The sequence below is a fragment of the Roseburia sp. AF15-21 genome, assembly GCF_003479505.1.
In the GTDB taxonomy this organism is placed as follows: domain Bacteria; phylum Bacillota; class Clostridia; order Lachnospirales; family Lachnospiraceae; genus Roseburia_C; species Roseburia_C amylophila.
In genome coordinates this window covers 233,700-254,540 of sequence record NZ_QUHG01000005.1, presented here as the reverse complement: position 1 = coordinate 254,540, position 20,841 = coordinate 233,700, and the positions used below count along the sequence as shown (strand labels likewise).

Annotated in this window: 21 protein-coding genes; all 21 read right to left on the bottom strand. The window is 39.5% G+C overall.

The window, feature by feature from the left end; translation table 11 throughout:
• Nucleotides 1-30: 30 nt before the first annotated feature.
• Nucleotides 31-603 (bottom strand): hypothetical protein, encoded by a 573-nt coding sequence (locus DWW33_RS09605; protein ID WP_118639386.1) that lies wholly within the window; start codon nt 601-603, stop codon nt 31-33.
• Nucleotides 604-619: 16 nt separating this feature from the next.
• Nucleotides 620-1,441 carry a hypothetical protein gene (locus DWW33_RS09600; protein WP_118639385.1) on the bottom strand — a complete coding sequence of 274 codons (822 nt, stop codon included), beginning with the start codon at nt 1,439-1,441 and terminating at the stop codon, nt 620-622.
• A gap of 66 nt (nt 1,442-1,507) precedes the next feature.
• On the bottom strand, nt 1,508-2,533 hold the full coding sequence (locus DWW33_RS09595; RefSeq protein WP_118639384.1) for a DUF5688 family protein: 1,026 nt from the start codon (nt 2,531-2,533) through the stop codon (nt 1,508-1,510).
• A gap of 177 nt (nt 2,534-2,710) precedes the next feature.
• Nucleotides 2,711-3,010 carry a hypothetical protein gene (locus DWW33_RS09590; protein ID WP_118639383.1) on the bottom strand — a complete coding sequence of 100 codons (300 nt, stop codon included), beginning with the start codon at nt 3,008-3,010 and terminating at the stop codon, nt 2,711-2,713.
• A gap of 44 nt (nt 3,011-3,054) precedes the next feature.
• On the bottom strand, nt 3,055-4,461 hold the full coding sequence (locus DWW33_RS09585) for a relaxase/mobilization nuclease domain-containing protein (protein ID WP_118639382.1): 1,407 nt from the start codon (nt 4,459-4,461) through the stop codon (nt 3,055-3,057).
• The gene (locus DWW33_RS09580) at nt 4,461-4,862 is read right to left on the bottom strand and encodes a MobC family plasmid mobilization relaxosome protein (protein ID WP_118639381.1); all 402 of its coding nucleotides are present in this window, start codon (nt 4,860-4,862) and stop codon (nt 4,461-4,463) included. The genes DWW33_RS09585 and DWW33_RS09580 overlap by 1 nt, the downstream gene beginning before the upstream one ends.
• A gap of 6 nt (nt 4,863-4,868) precedes the next feature.
• Nucleotides 4,869-5,183 (bottom strand): hypothetical protein, encoded by a 315-nt coding sequence (locus tag DWW33_RS09575; protein WP_118639380.1) that lies wholly within the window; start codon nt 5,181-5,183, stop codon nt 4,869-4,871.
• 68 nt (nt 5,184-5,251) lie between these two features.
• Nucleotides 5,252-5,476, bottom strand: coding sequence for a helix-turn-helix domain-containing protein (locus DWW33_RS09570; protein ID WP_158577474.1), 225 nt, complete (start codon nt 5,474-5,476; stop codon nt 5,252-5,254).
• 480 nt (nt 5,477-5,956) lie between these two features.
• Complete coding sequence (locus tag DWW33_RS09565) at nt 5,957-6,262, bottom strand: hypothetical protein (protein ID WP_118639378.1); 306 nt, start codon at nt 6,260-6,262, stop codon at nt 5,957-5,959.
• Nucleotides 6,259-6,948, bottom strand: coding sequence for a hypothetical protein (locus tag DWW33_RS09560; protein WP_118639377.1), 690 nt, complete (start codon nt 6,946-6,948; stop codon nt 6,259-6,261). The genes DWW33_RS09565 and DWW33_RS09560 overlap by 4 nt, the downstream gene beginning before the upstream one ends.
• The gene (locus tag DWW33_RS09555; RefSeq protein WP_158577473.1) at nt 6,929-7,348 is read right to left on the bottom strand and encodes a PrgI family protein; all 420 of its coding nucleotides are present in this window, start codon (nt 7,346-7,348) and stop codon (nt 6,929-6,931) included. Before DWW33_RS09555 ends, DWW33_RS09560 begins: the two co-directional genes overlap by 20 nt.
• Nucleotide 7,349: 1 nt before the next feature.
• Nucleotides 7,350-7,913: a hypothetical protein gene (locus tag DWW33_RS09550; RefSeq protein WP_118639375.1), complete on the bottom strand. Its 564-nt coding sequence runs from the start codon at nt 7,911-7,913 to the stop codon at nt 7,350-7,352.
• Nucleotides 7,914-8,759: 846 nt separating this feature from the next.
• The gene (locus tag DWW33_RS09545) at nt 8,760-9,026 is read right to left on the bottom strand and encodes a hypothetical protein (RefSeq protein ID WP_147404715.1); all 267 of its coding nucleotides are present in this window, start codon (nt 9,024-9,026) and stop codon (nt 8,760-8,762) included.
• 164 nt (nt 9,027-9,190) lie between these two features.
• On the bottom strand, nt 9,191-10,522 hold the full coding sequence (locus tag DWW33_RS09540) for a CHAP domain-containing protein (RefSeq protein ID WP_118639373.1): 1,332 nt from the start codon (nt 10,520-10,522) through the stop codon (nt 9,191-9,193).
• Nucleotides 10,523-10,534: 12 nt separating this feature from the next.
• The gene (locus tag DWW33_RS09535; RefSeq protein WP_118639372.1) at nt 10,535-12,994 is read right to left on the bottom strand and encodes a VirB4-like conjugal transfer ATPase, CD1110 family; all 2,460 of its coding nucleotides are present in this window, start codon (nt 12,992-12,994) and stop codon (nt 10,535-10,537) included.
• A 53-nt stretch (nt 12,995-13,047) separates the two neighbouring features.
• Entirely contained in the window at nt 13,048-13,866 is an 819-nt protein-coding gene (locus tag DWW33_RS09530) for a hypothetical protein (RefSeq protein ID WP_147404714.1), read from the bottom strand.
• A gap of 19 nt (nt 13,867-13,885) precedes the next feature.
• Nucleotides 13,886-14,227: a hypothetical protein gene (locus DWW33_RS09525; protein WP_118639370.1), complete on the bottom strand. Its 342-nt coding sequence runs from the start codon at nt 14,225-14,227 to the stop codon at nt 13,886-13,888.
• Entirely contained in the window at nt 14,224-14,424 is a 201-nt protein-coding gene (locus tag DWW33_RS09520) for a hypothetical protein (RefSeq protein ID WP_147404713.1), read from the bottom strand. Before DWW33_RS09520 ends, DWW33_RS09525 begins: the two co-directional genes overlap by 4 nt.
• Nucleotides 14,425-14,563: 139 nt before the next feature.
• A complete protein-coding gene (locus tag DWW33_RS09515) occupies nt 14,564-19,444 on the bottom strand; it encodes a VaFE repeat-containing surface-anchored protein (protein ID WP_118639368.1) in 4,881 nt (1,626 codons plus the stop codon).
• Nucleotides 19,445-19,659: 215 nt separating this feature from the next.
• Nucleotides 19,660-20,436 carry a hypothetical protein gene (locus tag DWW33_RS09510; RefSeq protein WP_118639367.1) on the bottom strand — a complete coding sequence of 259 codons (777 nt, stop codon included), beginning with the start codon at nt 20,434-20,436 and terminating at the stop codon, nt 19,660-19,662.
• 85 nt (nt 20,437-20,521) lie between these two features.
• Nucleotides 20,522-20,800, bottom strand: a complete 279-nt coding sequence (locus tag DWW33_RS09505) for a helix-turn-helix domain-containing protein (protein ID WP_158577472.1) — start codon at nt 20,798-20,800, stop codon at nt 20,522-20,524.
• Between the last annotated feature and the right edge of the window lie 41 nt (nt 20,801-20,841).

Below are 20,841 nucleotides of genomic sequence, written 5' to 3'. Positions count from 1 at the left end.
GTACCGGATTCCGGTACGTTCCATTTACTACTAATTATTTGTTACAGACACATGAAAGGTCAGTGCTCCTTTCCATGTTCCAGAGGTTACACCTGATGTAACAATTCTTGTTGTTGCATTTACAGGACCTTCTAAAAGTTCATTTGCAGTAACTGTGAGGCTGTCTCCATCATTAATTGTAACCGTTGTGATTAAGTTGGACTGTTTACCTCCGGTTTCTGCAATGCTGTCTGTCACTTCTGGTGTAACGACTACATTCTGGCTTCCTGCAATATCACCACTGATGCCTACTGCACATTCTCCGGAATAAATACCCGGTGTAGTCGTTTCTCCCATGATAAGTGTTTTTGGAAGACTGATAACCACGTTGCTGGTCTCTGTAGCATAAATGTAAACAACCTTATCTGATTCATATGTCGTATCAGATATACTTTCCGGTTCTGCATATTCCGTCTTTTTGCCCTGTGTCACATCTTCACCTGCAGTTACATCGTCAGCTCTGGAAGGAGTGGATTTTATCAGGTCCTGTGCAAATACACTTCCAGTTGATATTGTCATCATGGCAACAAGTGTCAAAAAACCACTCAATATTTTTTTCTTCATTTTCTGTTTCCTCCTTTTACTTATATACAATACTAATATCAAACGTGCAGCTTCCTGGATACTTTGTTACTTTATCTAATGCATAACATTCCACATGCATTTTTACATCCGTCCTGCCCCGCTGTAGGTAATTGGAAGGTATAAAATCTATCTGGGTTCCTGGGGCAATTAAATCTGATGTATATATCTCCTGACCGGAAGATGTATCAAGCAAATAGCGAAGATACACATCATTTGTGGATATATTATTAAGTGGGATGCTGTCTCCTTCTGCAACATTGTAATCACCGGAGTATGCATTAAAGGACACATTTCCTTCTGCATTTACCTCATCCGCTGCAGTATCTGTTTCAATTGGTACCGGGCTATCATCATATTCTGTCACATCTTCTGCTACCGGTATCTCACTTGCTTTTTCTTCGGGCATATCTCTTGGACGATTCGACACAATAAGATATGTCAAAGATACTACCGCTAACACAGTAAGTGGCACAGCAAAATATATTCCATATAACGCTATAAACAAGGCAAGTGGCAGCTTATGCTTCGCATAGATGGCAATATAGCCTGCTTCCTTTCCTTCCGCTGTTTTTACTGTAATATAACCACAGATTCTGCCGGAGCAGCTTTCTTCATTCAGCAATGGATATTCTGCCCAGCCAGCATTTAAGCGGTCATCTGCTTTTATATTTTCATCTGGTTCCTTCTTTAAATCCTTCAAACGGATTCCACCAATAAATTCCAGATGTTCAATGTCTTTCTTTTTCCGTCTCAGGTAAATATATCTGTTTTTTGAAATCCGGATTCTTTTCCCACACTTCATAATTTCATAAACCATTCTGTCACCTCACGCAAAAAGGCGTACCGAAATCCGGTACGCCATAAAAGAACTGACTTGCAGTTCCTACAATCTTGGTCCTCTCTGTTCTATTTTTCTCTTGTGAACATTTGGCTGCATCATTATATCCATCTGTTTCTGTTCAATATTTTTATTTTCCATTTGCTTCTCAACCGTTATATCCCTATCTGCGCTGATAAATAAATGTCTCTCTGGATCGATTTTATATGGGTGATCAGAAAGTATCTCTTCTTTAGATACTGCCGTCTGATTAACTTCCTGTATCATTGCTGCCATTTCTCTAAAAGAACCTGACTCATCCATTGGCATGATAAGGAATTCGTGGACAGAGGATGGAATTGCAAGATATTCCTGATTTCCAAGAGTTTCTTTTATCAAATCCATAGTATGTGGATCTAATATTTCAACTGCTCCATTCATGCCTTTTTCATTGCTGACAACATAAAGTGGAATTCCGTCTCTCATTGTTTCTATTTCTTCCGGCGGTAATACGTTCGCCAGCTGTTCCACAATACTTTCTACTTTTGCCGGATAGCTTATGTGCATATTATCAAAAGCTTTTTCATGCATCTCCTCTTTTGATATGTTGTAATTTTCAAATAAATTATTTGTCACCGTAACAGATGCAATATTTACCGGACTTTCATCCACCAGAATATAATAAGTTACTGCCAGATCATCTACCGGAGTATAAACTTTATTTTTCAAATACTCTTCATTGCCTTTTATAGCACTTAACCGTGGATATATTCTTTCTTTTATATTTTCCCAGTTGGTAAATAATTCCGTATCAATATTAACATTTGGCGTATTGGAAACAATTATATCTGCCATATCTTCCAGTACACCATTCATATTAGTTCCGTTCTGATATTTTTTATAATAATCGTCCAGGTAAATCGTTGGCGAAATATTATTTCCATTCTCAGGATGAACCATCAGACCTGTAAGAGCTACATTGTTATTTTTATAAACTTCCCGGATATCTACATCTGCATCTTCATATTCTTCTGGAAGATAATCCAGAATATTATTTCTTATCTCTTCAATAAATTCTTCAAATGAATACATTTATTTTTCCTCCTTCTTATTTTTTCTGACAGTTTCTTTAACTGCCTCAAAGTATGCTTTTAATCTCGCATTCTCTTTTCCTTCATTTTTTACCTCTACTTCAATTAAATGATTCATGTTTTCTCCTTTCCGAATAAAAAACGTACCGGAATCCGGTACGAAGCTATTTTGTGTTCATTACAATTTTGGTGCTTTCAATTTCTTGTTTCTCAACAGACTGTTTTTATTTTCCTTAAGAGAGATTTCTTTCTCATCCATCTGTATCTTTATCATTTTTCCTTCTGCGGAAAATGTTATTGGTTCCCGGCGAAAGCCAAGTATATAGGATGACCACTCATAAATATATTCTGCCTGTCCACTGCTGATATTTCCTTCCCTTATATGACCATTCAGATACTCTATAACACTGTCTGCACTGTCATAAAGATAATTATATTTCACAAGGTCTTCTTTTAAAGTTGAGACACTCACACACATATCTTATCACCACCACCTTTTTTTGTACCGGATTCCGGTACTTACTATTTTTTCAGAATAATATCTGGTCGAAGCTCTGCAGTTTCAGTTCCAAGTAAATGGTCTATCACTCCATTCTCTTTCTTTATCCTTTTAAGTTCCTGATTAATTGCAGCCACTCTGTCTTCTGCTTCCAGATAATCATGTGGAAGTATACTTTTTATTTCTTCCATTCGGTCTTCTATCTCTTCAAATCTATCACTATGTGTCTGTTCTACTGACATTAACTGCCTGGCAAGTGCACGATATTCTTCCAGCAACTCTCCATCCTCTGGTCGCATCATATCTTTGATTCGATAATACGTTTTCCGCTCTGACTTTAATTCTTCCATCTTCTCCTGCAGAAACTGCCGCTTTTGTTTCAATGCTGCCGCATCAGGAAGCTGATGTTCTTTTAAATACCGGCAGTCTTCTAATAATTTATCCAGGCGCACCATGTCCTTTCGCACCTGTGCAGATGGGACCACAAACGGGTTAGGCAGGCGGTAATAATTTACAGCCTGATATAAGCGGTAAAAGGTTCTGCTTCCTTTTAACATCGTAGAACGAAGATAAGGCTCTGCTTTCCGGTTTAACTGCTCCAATATGTCCTCGTATGTTCGAATACCATCCTTCGTTTTAACCCGCTGTACTATTTCATCAAATCGGTAGCCGCTGCCAAGTCTCCGGTCTCGTCTCCGAAAAACTTTTCCATCTCCTTCATTCATGGAATAAGTGATAAAGCTCCGCTTCTCCTTGTAGGAATAATGCTGCTTCATTTCATACCCCATCTGTTTCATTGTTGATATGTATTGCTCCATTGTTTCCGATTGTTGAATAGCATAGTCAATATCAGCTTTTAATATGTCCTGCTTATTCACCACGCCTTTATTTTTTTTCTGCCATTCTGCATAACTTAATCCGACTCTCTTCTCTTCAAAAGTCAAAGGCTTAAGTCCATACTCCATACATACCCGGTCAGTCACCGGCTGAATATATCTTTCCCAGTCACCTTTTTTATAATGATACTTGTATCCATCCAGCCGGTTTACAGAATTAAATATAATATGCCCATGCAGATGTCCTTTGTCTGTATGCAGTGCAAAAACATAATCATATGCATCGCCTAAATATTCCTCACAAAAAGCTTTTACAACAGAAAAAGCAGTGTCCTTGTCTGTCTCTCCCGGCGCAAAGGATACAACAAAGTGATACCCCTGTCTTCCATCCCTTTTACCAAACAAATCTTTTGTATCCAAAAAATTATTTAGGATTTCCCGGTGGTCTGTTCCACTGTTTCCACCAACAAATGTTCCATAATCTGTTTTAGCTCCATCATGTTTCACATCCAGGATATAATCGATTGCATTTCTAAGATGTGCATGTGGGATGCCCGGACTTTCTTTCATATGCATTAAGATTGTGGTAGCCATTAAGCATCACCTTCCGGATTCTGTTTTGTACCGGATTCCGGTACATTATTTTTCAGGTCATCAAAAGCTCTCTCTATTCTTGTCATATATGCTTTCAGCTCTGCCAGGTCATCTGAGGAACCAATATATCCCTGGTTGATTTTCTTCGCTATCTGATTGACATTGGTTCCAATTTTGCGAAGTTCGTATGCAACATCACGAAGCTGCCGCAGGTACGTTGTATTTTTGTATCCGGATTTTTCTAAAAGCATGGAACGTACGTAACCGGAAAAATTTACCCTCCCATTTTTAAACCGAAACTCTGCTCCCTCTGCACATTTTTTTAAATAAATGTATTCAGGTTCTGACAACCGGAGATTAAAATCCCTGTCCCTTTTCATTTGTTTCTGGTTCTGTTTCATAGGCGGTTACCTCTGGAAATAATTACCTGCTGTCTGCTGCTCCGGCTTCACTTCTTCCGCTGGTGTACTTCCAGTTTTCTGCTCCAGCAATGACTGCATAGTTGCTTTGAAACTCTCGATGTTTTCCTCTGTCACTTCTCCATAGATTGTCCGAACTGCATCTGCTATCATTTCATTATTCTGAACCAATAACTGCTGCTTTGCATTTTCAATCTTTTTCCGCAGCTCCCGAATTTGTTCCGTGTACTTAGCATTCATTTCTTTCTGACGCTGGGTTATTTTTTCAATCTCTTCCTCCCATTTCTGAATCTTTTCTTCCATAGAAATTCTTGCCTCCTTCTTGCTTTAATGTATAAAAAATGTACCGGAATCCGGTACGTTCTTTTCTCCTACTGTGGCAATGGTGGAAGGTCAAGGTCAATGTCACTTTTGTGTTTCAGTGCTGCAACTTCTGTCTGATATTCCCTATGCCGCCGGTACAGTGTTGTACGGCTGACACCCCATTCTTTTGCAACCTCATCAATACTTCTACCGCTGTCAATCTGTTTATAGATTTTTTCCATATCCAGAAGTTTTTTCCCACCTCTGCCGCTTAAGTATTTACGTTCGGTCATAAATCCTCTCCCTCCTTGCGTACCGGATTCCGGTACGTTGTCCATATCTGATTCTTCCATTGAACCGCTTTACATGCTTTTCATTTTTCCGCTCTCCGGCGTGCTGTTACCGAAATATTTCAGTTGTTTCAGCAATGTGTCAGTTGTTACATTGTAGTAAAGTATCTTTTGTTCCAATTGTCATATTTTTGTCTCAAATTTGTTTCCACCTGTATCGTCTGGTTCACAATGTTGCTGTTTCAGTTGTGTTTTTGTTTCAAAAATACGTTTTTTTGTTTCAAATCTGCTTCATATGTTCCGCATTTTCCATATATTCAGGTGTTTCAGGTGTTTCAAATCACCTCTTTTTATGGTCAAATCAGTATTTTTTGAACGCTATATATTTGCAAGATACGCACTTTGTCCTACTTTCTTAGAAAGTAGGCGTGCATCTTGTCAGGGGCTACCCCCTGAAACCCCAGTATATAAAAAAATAAGATATTATACCTCGTCCGTTTTGAGCAATGCAGCCAGCCACTGACTCACAATCTGATGAAATGATTCAGCTTCATTATCCCATCTTGCTTCTTTCAGAAAATGATATGCTGATTCCAAAAGATTGTCTTCCACCAGAAGGCTTTCCACTTCATCCTCGTTCATGTTTTTTATCTTATTAAGGATTGCTTTCTTCAACATTTTTTTTGCTTCGATTTCATCACTATGAGCAAAAATATTTTCTTTAGACGTGCGCATCATATCGAGATAAAATCTTTCATATTCATAATGCACTTTTTCATTTAATGTCATGGTGTTACTCCTTCCTGCACTCCATCCTCCGGTGTTACTGTCTGGTCTGGTATGTTCTGCTCTGCTGTTCCATCCTCACCTGTACCGGAATCCGGTACATCCTGTTCCTGCTCAAAAGCTGCATCCACATCTGCAGGAACATCCCTTTCATCCGGTCCGTTATTCTGCCACACTTCGCTTTCAATTTCTTCTCTTGTGTAAGTGGACCTAGAGGCTGTCACTATCTTTTCCCTCGTATGATAGGAAAGCTGACATATCACTTCCGGCTCGCCACCAAGACTGACAAAATACGAAATACTTTCCGGGTCACTTTCTGAAATCATTGTATAAAAGATTGTTCCGTTCTCTGTTGTAATACCTTCCTGCTTTGCAAAATTGGTAAGGCTCTCTAATAACTGATGCTGCTTTTCCGAATCAAGAACAGAAACATATTCATTCAGATTATCTATAGAAACCAATGCTTCCTGCTCGGTCGTCAGTGCATCCTGCAGCTTACCGGTAAGATTTTCTGTTTCACTTTCTGTCTCCACGACTGTCTTAGTATCTTCTGCTTTCTTTTTATCCTGTTTGCCCCTGATGTAAAATATACCGGCAAATACAGCTATCAATACTATTGCACACAAAAACGGAACAATATATTTCATTGCTCCGCCCTTTTCTTTCTCTTCATAATATTTTCTCATCATTTTTTTGTGTCACCTCTATTTTTTTCTTCTTTACCGGAACCATGCAGCTTGTCAGACTTCCATTGCTTTTCATAGAAAAAATGTTGCCATCATCTGATAAATCATCTGTTTCATAAGTCAAGGTACAAGTTTTATTTTCATACCTACGCTGCTTCAGATATTCCGGCAATAACATCCCATATGGTTTATAAAATCCACAGAAAAAGAAAGGAATTGCAAACGGGAATCCCATATAGACACCAACAGCCGGTGAGATTCCAAACTTCCACCATGCTATAAATGTTACAAATGCAATTGCAACAATCCCCCCAAAAGCAAATCCAAATTCATACAGTGAAAAACCTTTTACAAACTCATTACGATATGCTGTTTCTATATCCTGATTGATTGGTATATTCATCCTATTTTCTCCTTTCCGTACCGGATTCCGGTACAATAAATTCATCTGTGCAAATGCAACTCACCATATCATAAAGTGCATGATACCAATGATTTCTCTTTGATTTTTCTCTGCTAGTGTCTTTCTCCTTTAGCAGTTTTATTCTCAAAACTTTTTTTAACTGTATCAGTGTATCCATTGGCTCTTCTATATCTGCTTCCATCTCTCTTTTTAATGAGCGAATCCATCGATTGATTCTAAATTCCTGAATAAAAAATGCCTCATCCATTTTAACAAAGGAAAAAAGTACTTCTGTCTGGTAGTACTTTTTATTGAAACTTTTTAACATCTCTGACATTCTCATATGCGCTTCATATTTAAATCCTTCCACTCCTGGTTCATGGCAATACATTTCCCCCCCTTTATCTATTATTGCTTTCATACAGTTTTTATTGCCATCCTTTTCCCTAACTACCTGTATCAGTTCATCCATTAGATATCTGTATGAATCCGAACTGCTCAGTATTCTGCCTATTCGTAAAATAGAAAACATCTGATTTCTACTTAGCAACATCATTTCTTCCATTTTCATTTACACCTCGCTATATTTTTCTTATCAAATATGCTATATTAACCATATCTAAGTCACACAGAAAGGAATATTCTTATGCAAGCAATTTTTAATTCACCATTCAATACAAACTTACTTTTCCCGATTGTTTTTTGGGTTGCTCTTTCCATTCTTTTAAATTTCTATGAACAGGAGCCGCAAAATCAGCTATCGGAAAATAACAAAACTTTTTTAATGTACTTTATAAGAAACTTTTTTAAGTATCTGATACTTGCTAAAATACTAATTTCTATCTTCTGTTCTGTACTTAATGATATCAGTTCCATTAATATATATAAAATATACCAGCAGCTTCCACTCTCTTCATCCATTTTTCTCCTCGTGTGTTATTGGATTATTGTTGGTCGATATGCATATCACACGACTTGTACTCTGAAAACTCATCTTTTTCTAAGCTTAATCAAATTTAAAAACGCCAATCCTTTAAACACATATAATTATTATTTAATAGATTACAAAAACATAAAGGAAACTTTAAAACACCGGCTTTCGGTCTTACAAAGTTACTCCTTAATACCTGTTTTTCTTCTTGTTGCAAACAATTTAACTAGCTGTAGTATTAATAATCTGTCCTTTCAAAATTTGGACATAAAATCAATCATTGATTCAAACAGTACAAATATTGTCTTGATTTTTATACTGCTGTTCTACTTATATATTCTTGTTTCAACCTTAAGAAATTATGAAAAAATATGCCATACCATTTCCTTACTAGAACGATATATTTTTGAATTAAATCATCCCGGAATATCATTAGAAAAGAAACCGGATATTTTAATTAAAAGTGACAAACATAGTGATTCACTCCAGCAATAAAAATAATTTATTTAGAAAGAACCTCTCCTTCTTTGGAAGGTGTCTTTCTGAATAAATCCACTCTTCCATCTGCTCCTGTAACATCTTAATGGTTCTATTTTCCGGTTCTCCTCTGGCATTTTGTTCTTCAATCAATTGTTTCAATTTTTTCACATAATGAATCCATTTTTTCTTTCTGAAACAAATAGATGGAAGATTAATTAACTTCATTTCAAATACTGACAGCCAAAATTTTATTCTTCTCAATCTCATTTTGTTTTCTCCTTCCCGTACCGGATTCCGGTACATGCAGACACGCAAAAAGGAAATCCCTTTCAGCTCCTCTCATCTGCTGTTTTGGATTTCCTTTTCTTTCTGATTCTACTATAGCACACTGTAAAAATACTATCTAGTCCACTTTACTATGCACACACTTGTCAGGTAGAATCTCCGGCTGCATCTGCTTCTCCTTCCGCAGTCTCTGTTGATTCTTCCTCTGCCGGATATTCCGGTGTACCATATCCAACCGTATATTTATAATTCAGTGGATACTTACATTTCTTTACCTGGCTTCCTTTATGGTATGGTTTTGCAAAAGACGTTCCAGTGTTTCCCTCAATGGTTATTACTATCTGATTCTCTTTGTCATAGTCTACCACAATTCCGGTATGACTTTTCCCATTTCCAAAAAATATAATATCACCGGCTTTGGGTTCATACCCACTTTCTTTTTTCTGATAAAGGTCAGCTTTCATATACCACTGTGCCATGTTGGCAACACTGGCAGTCCTTGGCATGGTGCCATCCTTTATATAACCACATTGGTCAGCGCACCAGGAAACGAACATAGCACACCAGTTATCGTCCATGCCATACCATTTTTTGTATTTGTCACCACCTATATTGAGGTCAGAACTTTCCAGTTCCTGCTCTGCAACTGTCACAATCTGCAGGCTTTTATCTTCTTCCTGTTTCGGTTTACAGGATGCTGCCACCGCTGCAAATCCACCCGCAATAATCATAAACGTAGCACATAATTTGACCAGAAAGAAAATGGAAAGACCGCTCTTGACTTCTGCAGAACCAAAGCTGTTATCTGAATCTTTTTTCTTCTTTCCTTTTCTCTTCCCGGTTACTTCTGTACGTTTATTCTGCTTCATATCTGTTGATGTTTCAAGATTTGCTTTTATTCTTCGTGCCTCACGGCGTTTCATTTCAATGCCCTTTTTTACTGCAGCAACACCGATTATTATTCCACCGGTAGCAGCTCCTGCAGCGGCGGTTCCTCCTGCCTTTGCTGCTCCGGATGCAGCACCCTTTGCAGTACTTTTTGCTGCACCACCCATTGCTCCGGATAGCGAACTTCCTGAACCGGCTTTTACTCCTGTTCCTGCAGCCTGCATGGAACCAGTTTTTGCACCCGCAGCCATCATGCCACCTTTAGCAGCTGCACTCTCACTTCCTTTTCTGGCAAGAATCATCTTTGTTTCTACTTTCCGGTCGGCTTCTCTTTTTATCTGTTCCTTTCTTTTTTCCGAGAATTTTCTCATGTTCCTGCCACGATAAATGGTATCTGTCCAGCTATTGCTTCCACTTCTTCCGCTTTTCCTTTTTCCAGCAACTGAATCATCGTTTTCTTCCTCTCCTATGGTGCTGTTCAAGAGTGCCTCTTCTGCATTTTCTTCTACTGTTTTTATCTTCTGCTTTGCTGTCTTGATTCCACTCTCTACCGTCTGTATTCCAACAGATTCTAATGTTCGTATCTCCATAACACACCTTCTTTATCCGTGGCTGTGTACCTTCACATCTTCCCCTTTATTTTCTGCAGCCTGTGCGGCTTTCTCATGGAAGTTGGTATTCAAAAGCGGGTATAATGGATTGTCACGCTTCATACGAGTATCAAATAAAAATATCTGACCACCCCAGCACATAACTCCATGCCCTGGCTTCGGATTTTCAAGCTCGGCATATTCTCTTGCAGAAAGTTCCTGAATAGATGCAAGGTTTGCCGCATCGATGCCGCCCAAATCCAGGAAGCATTTGTAAGGACAGTTAGAGAACATATCTCTTAAATCTTCATGCTCCAATACCCTTGTAAGATTCTGTACTGCCAGTGTGACAACTGCTCCGGCTTTACGGTATGTTTCTACTGCATGAAGAAGCTGTTCTGCAGTAGAAGGTCTTGCGCACAGATACTGTGCTTCATCCACAATAAGCCGTAAAGCTACCATCGTCTGCTGATTGTAAGTAATCCGCATGGAAAGAAAGTGCATAATAGTAAGCATTGCCGGTTCCCAGACAGAGTCCGGCAGATTTTTAAGTCCAAATCCAATCAGCCGGTTATCAATATCAAGATTGGAAGGATGTGCAAACATGTCATATGGTCCATCTGTAAAATTCTCCATGGAATCTACAATATCAAGCAGGATTCTCCGGTCTTCCCGGTACTCACTTTTTTCTACTTCTTGCTTCAACAGTTCTCTTAATTTACAAAGGGTTGGCTGGTTCTTATGTTTTGACCAGGATGTATGCAGATTAAAATAGTCCTCATACATCTTTCTGACTGCCCTTGATATATAATTCATATGAACCTGTGTCACCACAATATTGGTCATAATAGCAGTACAAAAAGAAATTGCATATTCAGTTTTCTTTGCGATGAACATGTTTTTATCTACATCATTTCCAGCTGCTACATACTCTGGTACTTCAAATGGATTTAAGAATACCTGACACTGTGGAGTAAAGTCAAAGAACTGTCCATGCAGTGATTCAATATAATCTTTCTGCTCATTGTTCGGGTCAATTGCAATCACATCATCATTTGTTAATAGTAATGTCTGTGATATTTCTGTAATTTTAATAAGCATGGATTTACCGGAGCCGGTATGACCTACCATAATGCCATGCGGTGCAGGAAGGTCTTTCCTGTCTCCCCGGAGAAGCTGCTTTGTAGTCTTATTTAAACCGTATATATATTTTCCCGACTGCATATCCTTTGCATAAAATGGCTGGAACGCTACTGCAGAGGATGTAATAATTGGTCGCATCTGGTTTACCTGTCTTCCACCAATCGGCAGCACTGTATTAAATGCCCGAATCTGTCTGTGATAATATGGATCCAGTGTATAACCATTGGATGTTGCAATCTGCATCAATGTGTCTGCTCTCTGTTCCAATACTTCCGGCGAATCTGCAGATACCATCACAAGCAGTCCCAAAAACAAAGCCTCTTCATCATTTCCATCTACCTGATCCATCAGGTTCTCCAATTCTTCCTTTTTCTTCTTTAAAGTGTATGAATTGTCTGCAGTATACTGTCCCTTATTATTGAGGCTCTCACGTTCCGATGACATGTTCTTTTCATTGTTGGTATGTGCTGCAAGCAGCCTGTCTTTGAGCAGCCTCTTTCGGATTGGTTCCATATCAAGTGTTATATATACCGGGAATGTAACATCCGTAAGTGCATGCAACACTTTCTCCTCATTCAGTGACTGGTCATAGTCATGTGCAAAAAGAACACAGGCGTACCTGTCATTGATTTTCATATAATCATCTGTCGCATCAATAAAAGCCGGTACAATCTGATTCTTCCAGTCATCTGTATCTTTTTCTATCATCTGGTTTGAAACCGGAATTCCACTTTCTCCAGCACGAGCCATTCGCTGGATGACCTTTAATCTCTCCACTGCACTCATACGGTAAATCTGGCTTTTAAGTCCATAAAATATAGAAGTTAATGTTGTATCGAGTGTTCCAAAGAAGGTCTCTGCCTCTTCAAAAGACTTTGCCCGGTGTGTAACCGTGAGAAGAAGAAGTTTCCGAATATCTCTTGTTCCTTCCTCTATCTTCTGGTTAATCCATGTACCAATTCCATCCTCAAGAAGTGGATATTCTTCTCCATTCATGGGAGAAAAGACTTCCCGGAAGAAAGATTTCATATCATGCTGTTCACTAGCAATCGTTATTTTGAACTGACTATCCATGCATTTGAATAACTTTATCAGTTCAAGAAGTGTGCTTTTCTTTTTATCTATGTCTTTGTTAATATAATTAACATCTTCAAATATGTAACAACGGTCATACATTGCTACACCTTTCATTGGTTCAATTTTAAAGATACCATTTTTCTGTACCGTATCTATACCAAGCCATTCCCTGGTATTACTTGGTATCTTATATACTGGTTCTGTGCAGCTTTTCTTTCTTGCAAAAAGCTGATTTATATTAAATGATGGCATTGTTACTCCTTTCCATTTATATTTTGTACCGGATTCCGGTACATTTTCTTTTACTACAAGGCAAATGTTCTTCTCATATATTCATCCACACCTTTTACCGCTGCCGTCAGCAACAACATATTAAATATGTTCTGGACTGCCTGCAGGAAACCATCCACTGATTCTATTCCTGCCAGCTGTCCATAATCAATCGCAGCACACATTTTGGATGCAATAATAAGTGCCAGTGCAATGACTACAATGGAAAATGTCTTTGCAAGCAGCGTCTTAAACCAGGCTCCTGCAGTCTGGGATACACCAGGACCTCCGGGTATGGTAGATAACGCTACCGGTGCTGACAATACAAGCATATATAATTGCAGATATCTTCCATAAACCGTAAGAAATATCGTCACCGAACACACCAGGCATACTGCAAAAAAGATAATTCCAAATACAGCATAAAAAAAGATAGCTCCACCGTCCAAATCGTTCTGTGTAAACGGATTGTCCACTCCTACAACCAGCATCTGTGATATGCCGCCCGCAAGATTAAATATCTGTTCCATAATCGGTATGATGGATTGGATGACCAGGTTTCCCAAAGCAACCTTGATAAGCAGTTCTATGAACATTTCAAGTGTCATGCCATCCCTGAGATTACTTACGCTTCTAAGATATCCCACGCAAAAGAATACATTTAAGAGTGAACTTCCAATCGCAAGAAACAACGGATAGATAGACTGGGTAATATAATTCCAGGTTCCGGCAGAAAATGTCTGTGGTGTTTCTCCGGCGGTCACGCCGATTAATGCCAGCATGACCTTCCAGATACACATTCCTAAATAGTAAAAGGGGGTTATCGTAAAATCGAATACACTAAAACTATCCATACCTTTTACCTTCTCTTTCTTATATTAAAACAGCTAAAATCTGCGGTGCCATAACGGCTACAATACCGCCCACAATCCTTTTGAATGACTGTGCCTGCATAACACCTTCTGAACCCTGAAAGGATATTGCCCATTCTCCAATACCCCATAAGGTGTAAATATAACCAACAGAAGAAACGATTGCAGATACAAGACCTTTCAAGTTATCGATTGGTGCCGTAACCTGGGAATAGTCAGCTGCAAATACAGATACACCGGAAAACTGCATAATGAAAACTGCCATCAGAAAGCAGTATGCCAGTTTTAAAAACGCACCTTTATTCATTTTTACTTTTAATACTTTCATACACTTGTTCTTCATCTTCTCATCCCCTTTCTCCTGATAAGTGCTGCAATAAGTGCTCCTAAAACAGTTCCAAGCATTACCAGTCCCCAGAATACCAGCTGACGGAATTTGTCCGGGATAGGACACAAAAATGCAATTGCTGCAGCAACAATCAAAGCTACAAATGCTGTCAAAAATACATAAGCAGGTACACGTTTCTTTTTATTAAACATATAAATTCCTCCATTCATTCTCTGTGTACCGAAATCCGGTACATTGTTTTTAGGCATAAAAAAAGCACCCTCTGGAAGCTGTGTTGTTTCATAACCACTTCCTTTGGGTGCATTATTCTGTTTTTATTGAATCAAATACTTATTTATCCTCTGTCTTTTCCTTAGCTGCCTTAGTGCGTGATGCCTTTTTTGCACCAACGCCGATCGCGGCTGCGGAAGCTGCCAGAGCAACGGTAAGCGGAAGAACCGGTGAATTGTCACCAGTCTTTGGCTTAGGTGCTTCCGGTACAGGTGGATTTGTAATATCAACACTCTGTTCCTTAGAATCAATATCATGGTGTACTGCTACTTCCTTGCCATCATACAGGCAGCTTTCAAAAGCTACCACTGTCTTTCCACCAAGGGAAGTACCATCGAACTTAAAGGTAAGTTCTACGCTGCCATCCGCTTTCTCCGGTGTAAAGGTTACTTCCTGTGTTACTGTGTTACCATTAATGACAAGCTCCTTACCGGTTTCCTTATCCATTAATACACCTTTCATGGTATATTCTTTGCCAGGAATCAGATTGTGATATGGAACTACATCTGTAAGAGACATTTCTCCTGACGCTTCTGCAGCATGACTGCCGGTAACATCATCCTTTAATTCCGTTGAAATATCCGGAATATCAACGGTCTGTTCCTTAGAATCAATGTCGTGATGTACCGCTACCTCCTTTCCATCTCTGAAGCAGTCCTCAAAGGCTACCACAGATTTTCCGGCAAGTGCAGAACCATCAAAAGTAAAGGTAAGCTCTACACTTCCATCCGGCTGCTCCGGTGTAAAGGTTACTTCCTTTGTTACCTTCTCACCATTGATAAGCAATGGCTCTCCGGTTGTCTTATCCATCAGCGTTCCTTTCATGGTATATTCTTTGCCAGGAATCAATCCAGTATAAGTTGCAATATCTGTCAATGACATTTCTTTCTCTGCCAGTGCATTATGGCTTCCGGTAACATCATCCTTCAACTCTGTTTTAAGACCAGGAATATCAATAGTCTGTTCTTTTGAATTAATATCGTGATGTACTGCCACCTCTTTGCCATCTCTTAAGCAATCCTCAAAGGCTACTACTGTTTTTCCTGCAAGTGCGGAGCCATCAAAGGTAAAGGTCATTTCTACGCTGCCATCTGCTTTATCCGGTGTAAAAGTTACTTCCTGGGTCACCTCTTTTCCGTCAATAAGCAGCGGCTCTCCGGTTTCCTTATCCATTAAAGTGCCCTTCATGGTATACTCTTTCCCGGCTTTTAAATTGTTATAAGATACTTTATCTGTAAGGCTCATTTCTTTTGCAGCTTCTGCCTCATGCTCACCAGTAGCATCATTTACAAGCTCTGTTACAATTTTTGGAATATCAACCGTCTGGTCTTTCGAATCGATATCGTGATGTACTGCAATTTCCTTTCCATCATAATAACAGTCCTCAAAAGCTACCACTGACTTTCCAGCAAGAGAAGAACCATCAAACGTAAAGATAAGTTCCACTGTTCCATCTGCTTTCTCCGGTGTAAAGGTCACTTCTTTTGTTACCTTCTCTCCATTGATAAGCAGCTCTTTTCCGGTTGCCTTGTCCATTAATACACCTTTCATGGTATATTCTTTGCCAGGAATCAGGTTGTGGTATGGTACGGTATCAGTAAGAGACATTTCTTTCTCTGCCAGTGCTTCATGAGTACCAGTTTTATCATTCGTTAACTTTGTTTCAATCTCAGGAATATACACTGTCTGTTCCTCAGAATCAATGTCATGATGTACCGCAATCTCTTTGCCATCATATAAGCAGCTCTCAAAAGCTACTACTGCTTTTCCGGCAAGTGCAGAACCGTCAAAGGTAAAGGTCATATCTACGCTGCCATCTGTATCATCCGGAGTAAACCGAAGCTCCTGTGTTACCTTCTCACCATTGATAAGAAGCTCTTTTCCAGTTGCCTTATCCATTAAAATTCCCTTTAAGACATACTCTCTGCCAGGACGTAAGCCTTTATAATTTACCGTATCGGTAAGGCTCATATTTTCTGCTGCTTCTGCCATATGTCCGCCGGTAACATCATCGGTAAGACTGGTGCTAATCTCCGGGAAGTAAATGGTCTGGTCTTTATCTGTAATGCTTTCATGAGCAGCTACTTCCTTGCCACGATAATATACCTTTTCAAAGGCTACAATAGACTTTCCGGCAAGGTCGGATGCATCCAGTGTATAAGTCATTTCAATGACCTGTGTAACATTGGTAGCAGTAAAGGTTGTCTTTGCTGTTACTTCCTTATCATCTGCAGTTAAAATAGGTTTTCTGGTTTCCTTATCCATAAGAGTTCCTTCAATGGTATACTCTCTTCCTGGAATCAGACCATCCAAAGATACCTCATCTACTACGGTAAGGTCTTTCTGTGCTTTGGAATACTGGGTGTCAGTTGCCGGGTCTTTTACCTTTGTATTTACGGTAATCTCCGGTGCATCTCCATAATTTTCAATGTTACCCATGTTGATAGTTACATTGTTTCTACGGATATATAAATAGCCATGGAACATTTCTTTTCCGGCATTATTAATACCTTCCACTTCATCAATTAGGTAAACACCATATGGTAATGCCCCCAAGCTGTCATCTACCGCTGCCATTGCTCCACCAGTTGTCTGACCGAACCAAAGACCATCCTCTGCTCCACCACCATTTGTATTCTGGGAATGTGGATTCCAGTCATTCTTGGATGAATAATAGCCGTTCTCGTCAGTTGTGAATCTGTGTTTTTCACCGGTAGTTACATTTGTAATGTCAAAGGATACCCCATCCATTGACTCCTGTGTCTCTGAATCAATCTTGCGAAGTTCAAAGTCCCCACGTTTCACCTTGTCCTTAAAGGACGTATCTTTTGCAGATAAATCTACAATTTCACCATTCTTACTGATGGTAAAGTTCTGGATGATAACACCAGCGAGAAGATATCCCTGTGGTGCTTTAATCTCAACTGCAGAATATGTTCCACTTGGAAGTAAATCTGCTGTTGTCTGTGCACATCCATTTTCATCCGTTGTCAGCTTTGTAACAACCTGACCTTTGGTATAAGTAACACCATTTACGATAACCGGATTATCATTGGTTGTAACAATGTTGACCTCTGCTCCGGCAAGAGTTGCACTTCCCATTGGTGTAGTATCTTCTGTCTCGTAGTCACGTTTTTGAATCTTCACTCCACCACGAATAACCTTATCATTGACACCTTTATCTGCAGCGGAAAGGTCTACAATTACCCCATTCTCCCGGATAGCAAAGGTTCCCTCTGTTACACCGGAAATCAGATAACCTGCAGGAGCCTTAGTCTCTTTCCACATATAATCACCATGTGGCAGTGCATCCGCTGCTGTCTGTGCAAGTCCGGTACTATCAGTAACCATGGTAAGTACAGTCTGTCCCGGCTCATAAGTATTGCCATTTACATATACCGCATTGGCACCATTATTGATAATGCTAATCTCAGCATTAGCAAAGTTACCATTTCCCTGTGGGGTTGCTCCGTTCTCATAGTCACGTTTCTGAATCTTCACACCACCACGGATAACCTGTTCTTTGATGACTGGCTGGTTATAGGTATCCAATCTTCCAGTATCTGCATTCTCTGTTATTTTTCTTACAAACACTGTATTATCTATCAAATATCCTTCCGGTGCTTTAGTTTCTTGAATAGTTATTGTACCTATTGGCAAAACAGGATTATTGTTACCATCTACATAATAGAAAGCATCTCCAGCCACTTTATAATTATCATTTAAATTACAATAACCCATATTGTTTGTTCTTAGTACCCAACTACGAACTGCTGTCTGACCCTGTTCTGCTGGATCAGTATCATAAAGACCATTGTAATATTTCACGGTAAACTCTGCTCCTGCAAGAGAGGCACTTCCCTGTGGTTTATTTGCATTTGTATCCTTATCTATTTTTCCTAATACAATAGCTACTGGGTCAGCCTGCGGCATATCCTGCAATTCCACTGTAGTATTCTGTCCTCCGCTAATTGTTATCTGATGTGCTTCTTCATCCAATGCAAATCCCTTTGGTGCACTAATCTCTTTTACCCAGTAAGTTCCTGGACTTAAATCCACTGAATTGCTATTGCCGCTTTCATCTGTAGTAAGGGTTGCTCTCTGGTCTGTACATCCGGAATCACCATAGACACCATAGACTGCATCTTTTAATGAATAGCAGCTATTTCCGTCTGAAATAGCCGGATTTGCGGATGTTTTCTTTAAATTCACGGAACCAACCGGATTATAGAAATATCCAAATCCCATGGTCTGTCCGGATGTTCCAAAAGTAAAGGCTGCAAAATCCGATGGTACTGTCCAGGAATAAGAATTGATAAGATTTACCATGTTCTTAATTCCCTCTGCTGAATCCGCATTCCCCTTAAAGGCATCAGAATCATCACTACAGCCATCATATACCCAGGATAAAGCCATATGGGTAATAACATATGCATAAGGACGTACATTATCCTGTAGCATGTTATACATACCCTTATCACTTTCATATCCAGGACCACCATACCCATAATAAGCTACCGCTGAAAGCAAAGCATCACTGGTAACCGATGCTGTATACTGTCCATTGGATGGATTGTTCTTACTAGGCTCCAGGCAGTAAACCACTGTTCCGTCAGAAAGACTGTACTGATGTGTCTGATATCCATTATAATTAATCACCTTACCAACGGTTAAATCTACATTAAAATCATAGTTCCCTGAACTATAAGTCTTAACCATTAACCCTTCATCGGCACTGGTTAACGCTGCCTGTTCTTCTGCATGCTTCTGATTCTCTTCTTCTGCCCTGCGTACCAGTTCATCAAAGTTATCAGAAAGAATGGATTCTTCCTGCTCCGGTAAACTCTCCGCAAACGCAGTCAGCGGACTGGCTGCCATACAGAAACACAATGCTGCAGCCATGAACGCTTTTAATTTCTGTTTTACGCTAAATTTCTTCATACTTTCTGTTTTCCTCCTTTCATCTGCTAAAAGAAAGCATAAAAAAAGAACCGATGTAACTACCAGTTCTAAGTTATCTTGTATTTTATTGCTCCTATCCTCCCTTCCACTAAGCTGTATGTACCGGATTCCGGTACAAGTATCTATAAAAAAAGGACTCAAAGTAAAATCACCTTGAATCCTTCTCTTACCATCTTTATATAAAATCTATTTCTTTAATTAATGGATATGCCGGAACCTACCGGTCCAATTTCTCCACATCCGCTGCACTGTGCATAAGGTGCTACATCCTGTACATAAACCTGCTTAGTTTCTGCATCGTGATGCTGTACACCAGTTTGTGTTTTAATATACTCAATATGCCATCCACCACAATCTAGTCCATTATTTATCGCATACATAAAATGCTCATCTATATTATCTGTAATATCTGCTCCACACTGATTGCATATACTTCTTGCCTGAGTTTCATACACCGGCTCGTCCCAGGCTTCCTTCACTACCTGTGTCTCATAATGACCGCTGCCTTCATGCAGCACCCAGGTATGGACATGTGCCGGAGCTGCACTATTGGCAGAAGCATTGGTGTTGCTATTGCTGCTTCCAGTTGTTCCACTGGAATTACTGGTAGTTGTTCCGGTTGATGCAGTACTGCCTGCACTTTCCTTGTTACCGGAATTGCTATTGCTCTTATTTGATTTGCTTGTATTATTGTCAGAAGGCTGTGCTGCAGTATTCTCTGCACTGGAAGTATTACTCTCCAGTTTTCCAGTGGTCTCCTGCTCTGCAACTGCCTCTGTTTCCGGCTCTTCTGTTTCTGTAGCTGCTTCCACTTCTTCCGTTGCCGGCTCTTCTGTCTCCGCCACCTCTTCGGTAGCTTCTGTATTTATAACAGATTCCTTATCAGCGGTAGTATCTTTTTTCCCGCCGCAGGCTGCCATACTTACTGTTACCATCAACATTGTTACAATCATCGCTAATCTTTTCTTCATAATGATTCCTCCCATCAGCTTTTCTTTTTTTGTCAATTATAATATAACATGTTTCACTTTCGATAGATAGTCCTCTTTAGTCCACCTATTCGATTGTACCGGATTCCGGTACGTCCGGTTCCTGGTCAGCTTCTTTTTCTTTCTCTAAAGAAGCTACTTTTTCTTCCAGTTCTCCTACTTTCTTTTCCAGTTTAATGATATAGTCCATCATTTGTGGAATATACGGAGATGGGGTTCTCTCCTTTCTTTCCCACTGCTGATACGTTTGGCACGGTATTCCAAAGTATGCAGCAAACCGGTTTTGGCTTAATCCTGTCTCATCTCTAAGTTTTCTTACTTCAATTGGTATCTCCGTTAAACTCATATGGCTCTCTCCTTCCAAATGATTTCTCTTCTCATCTTCAT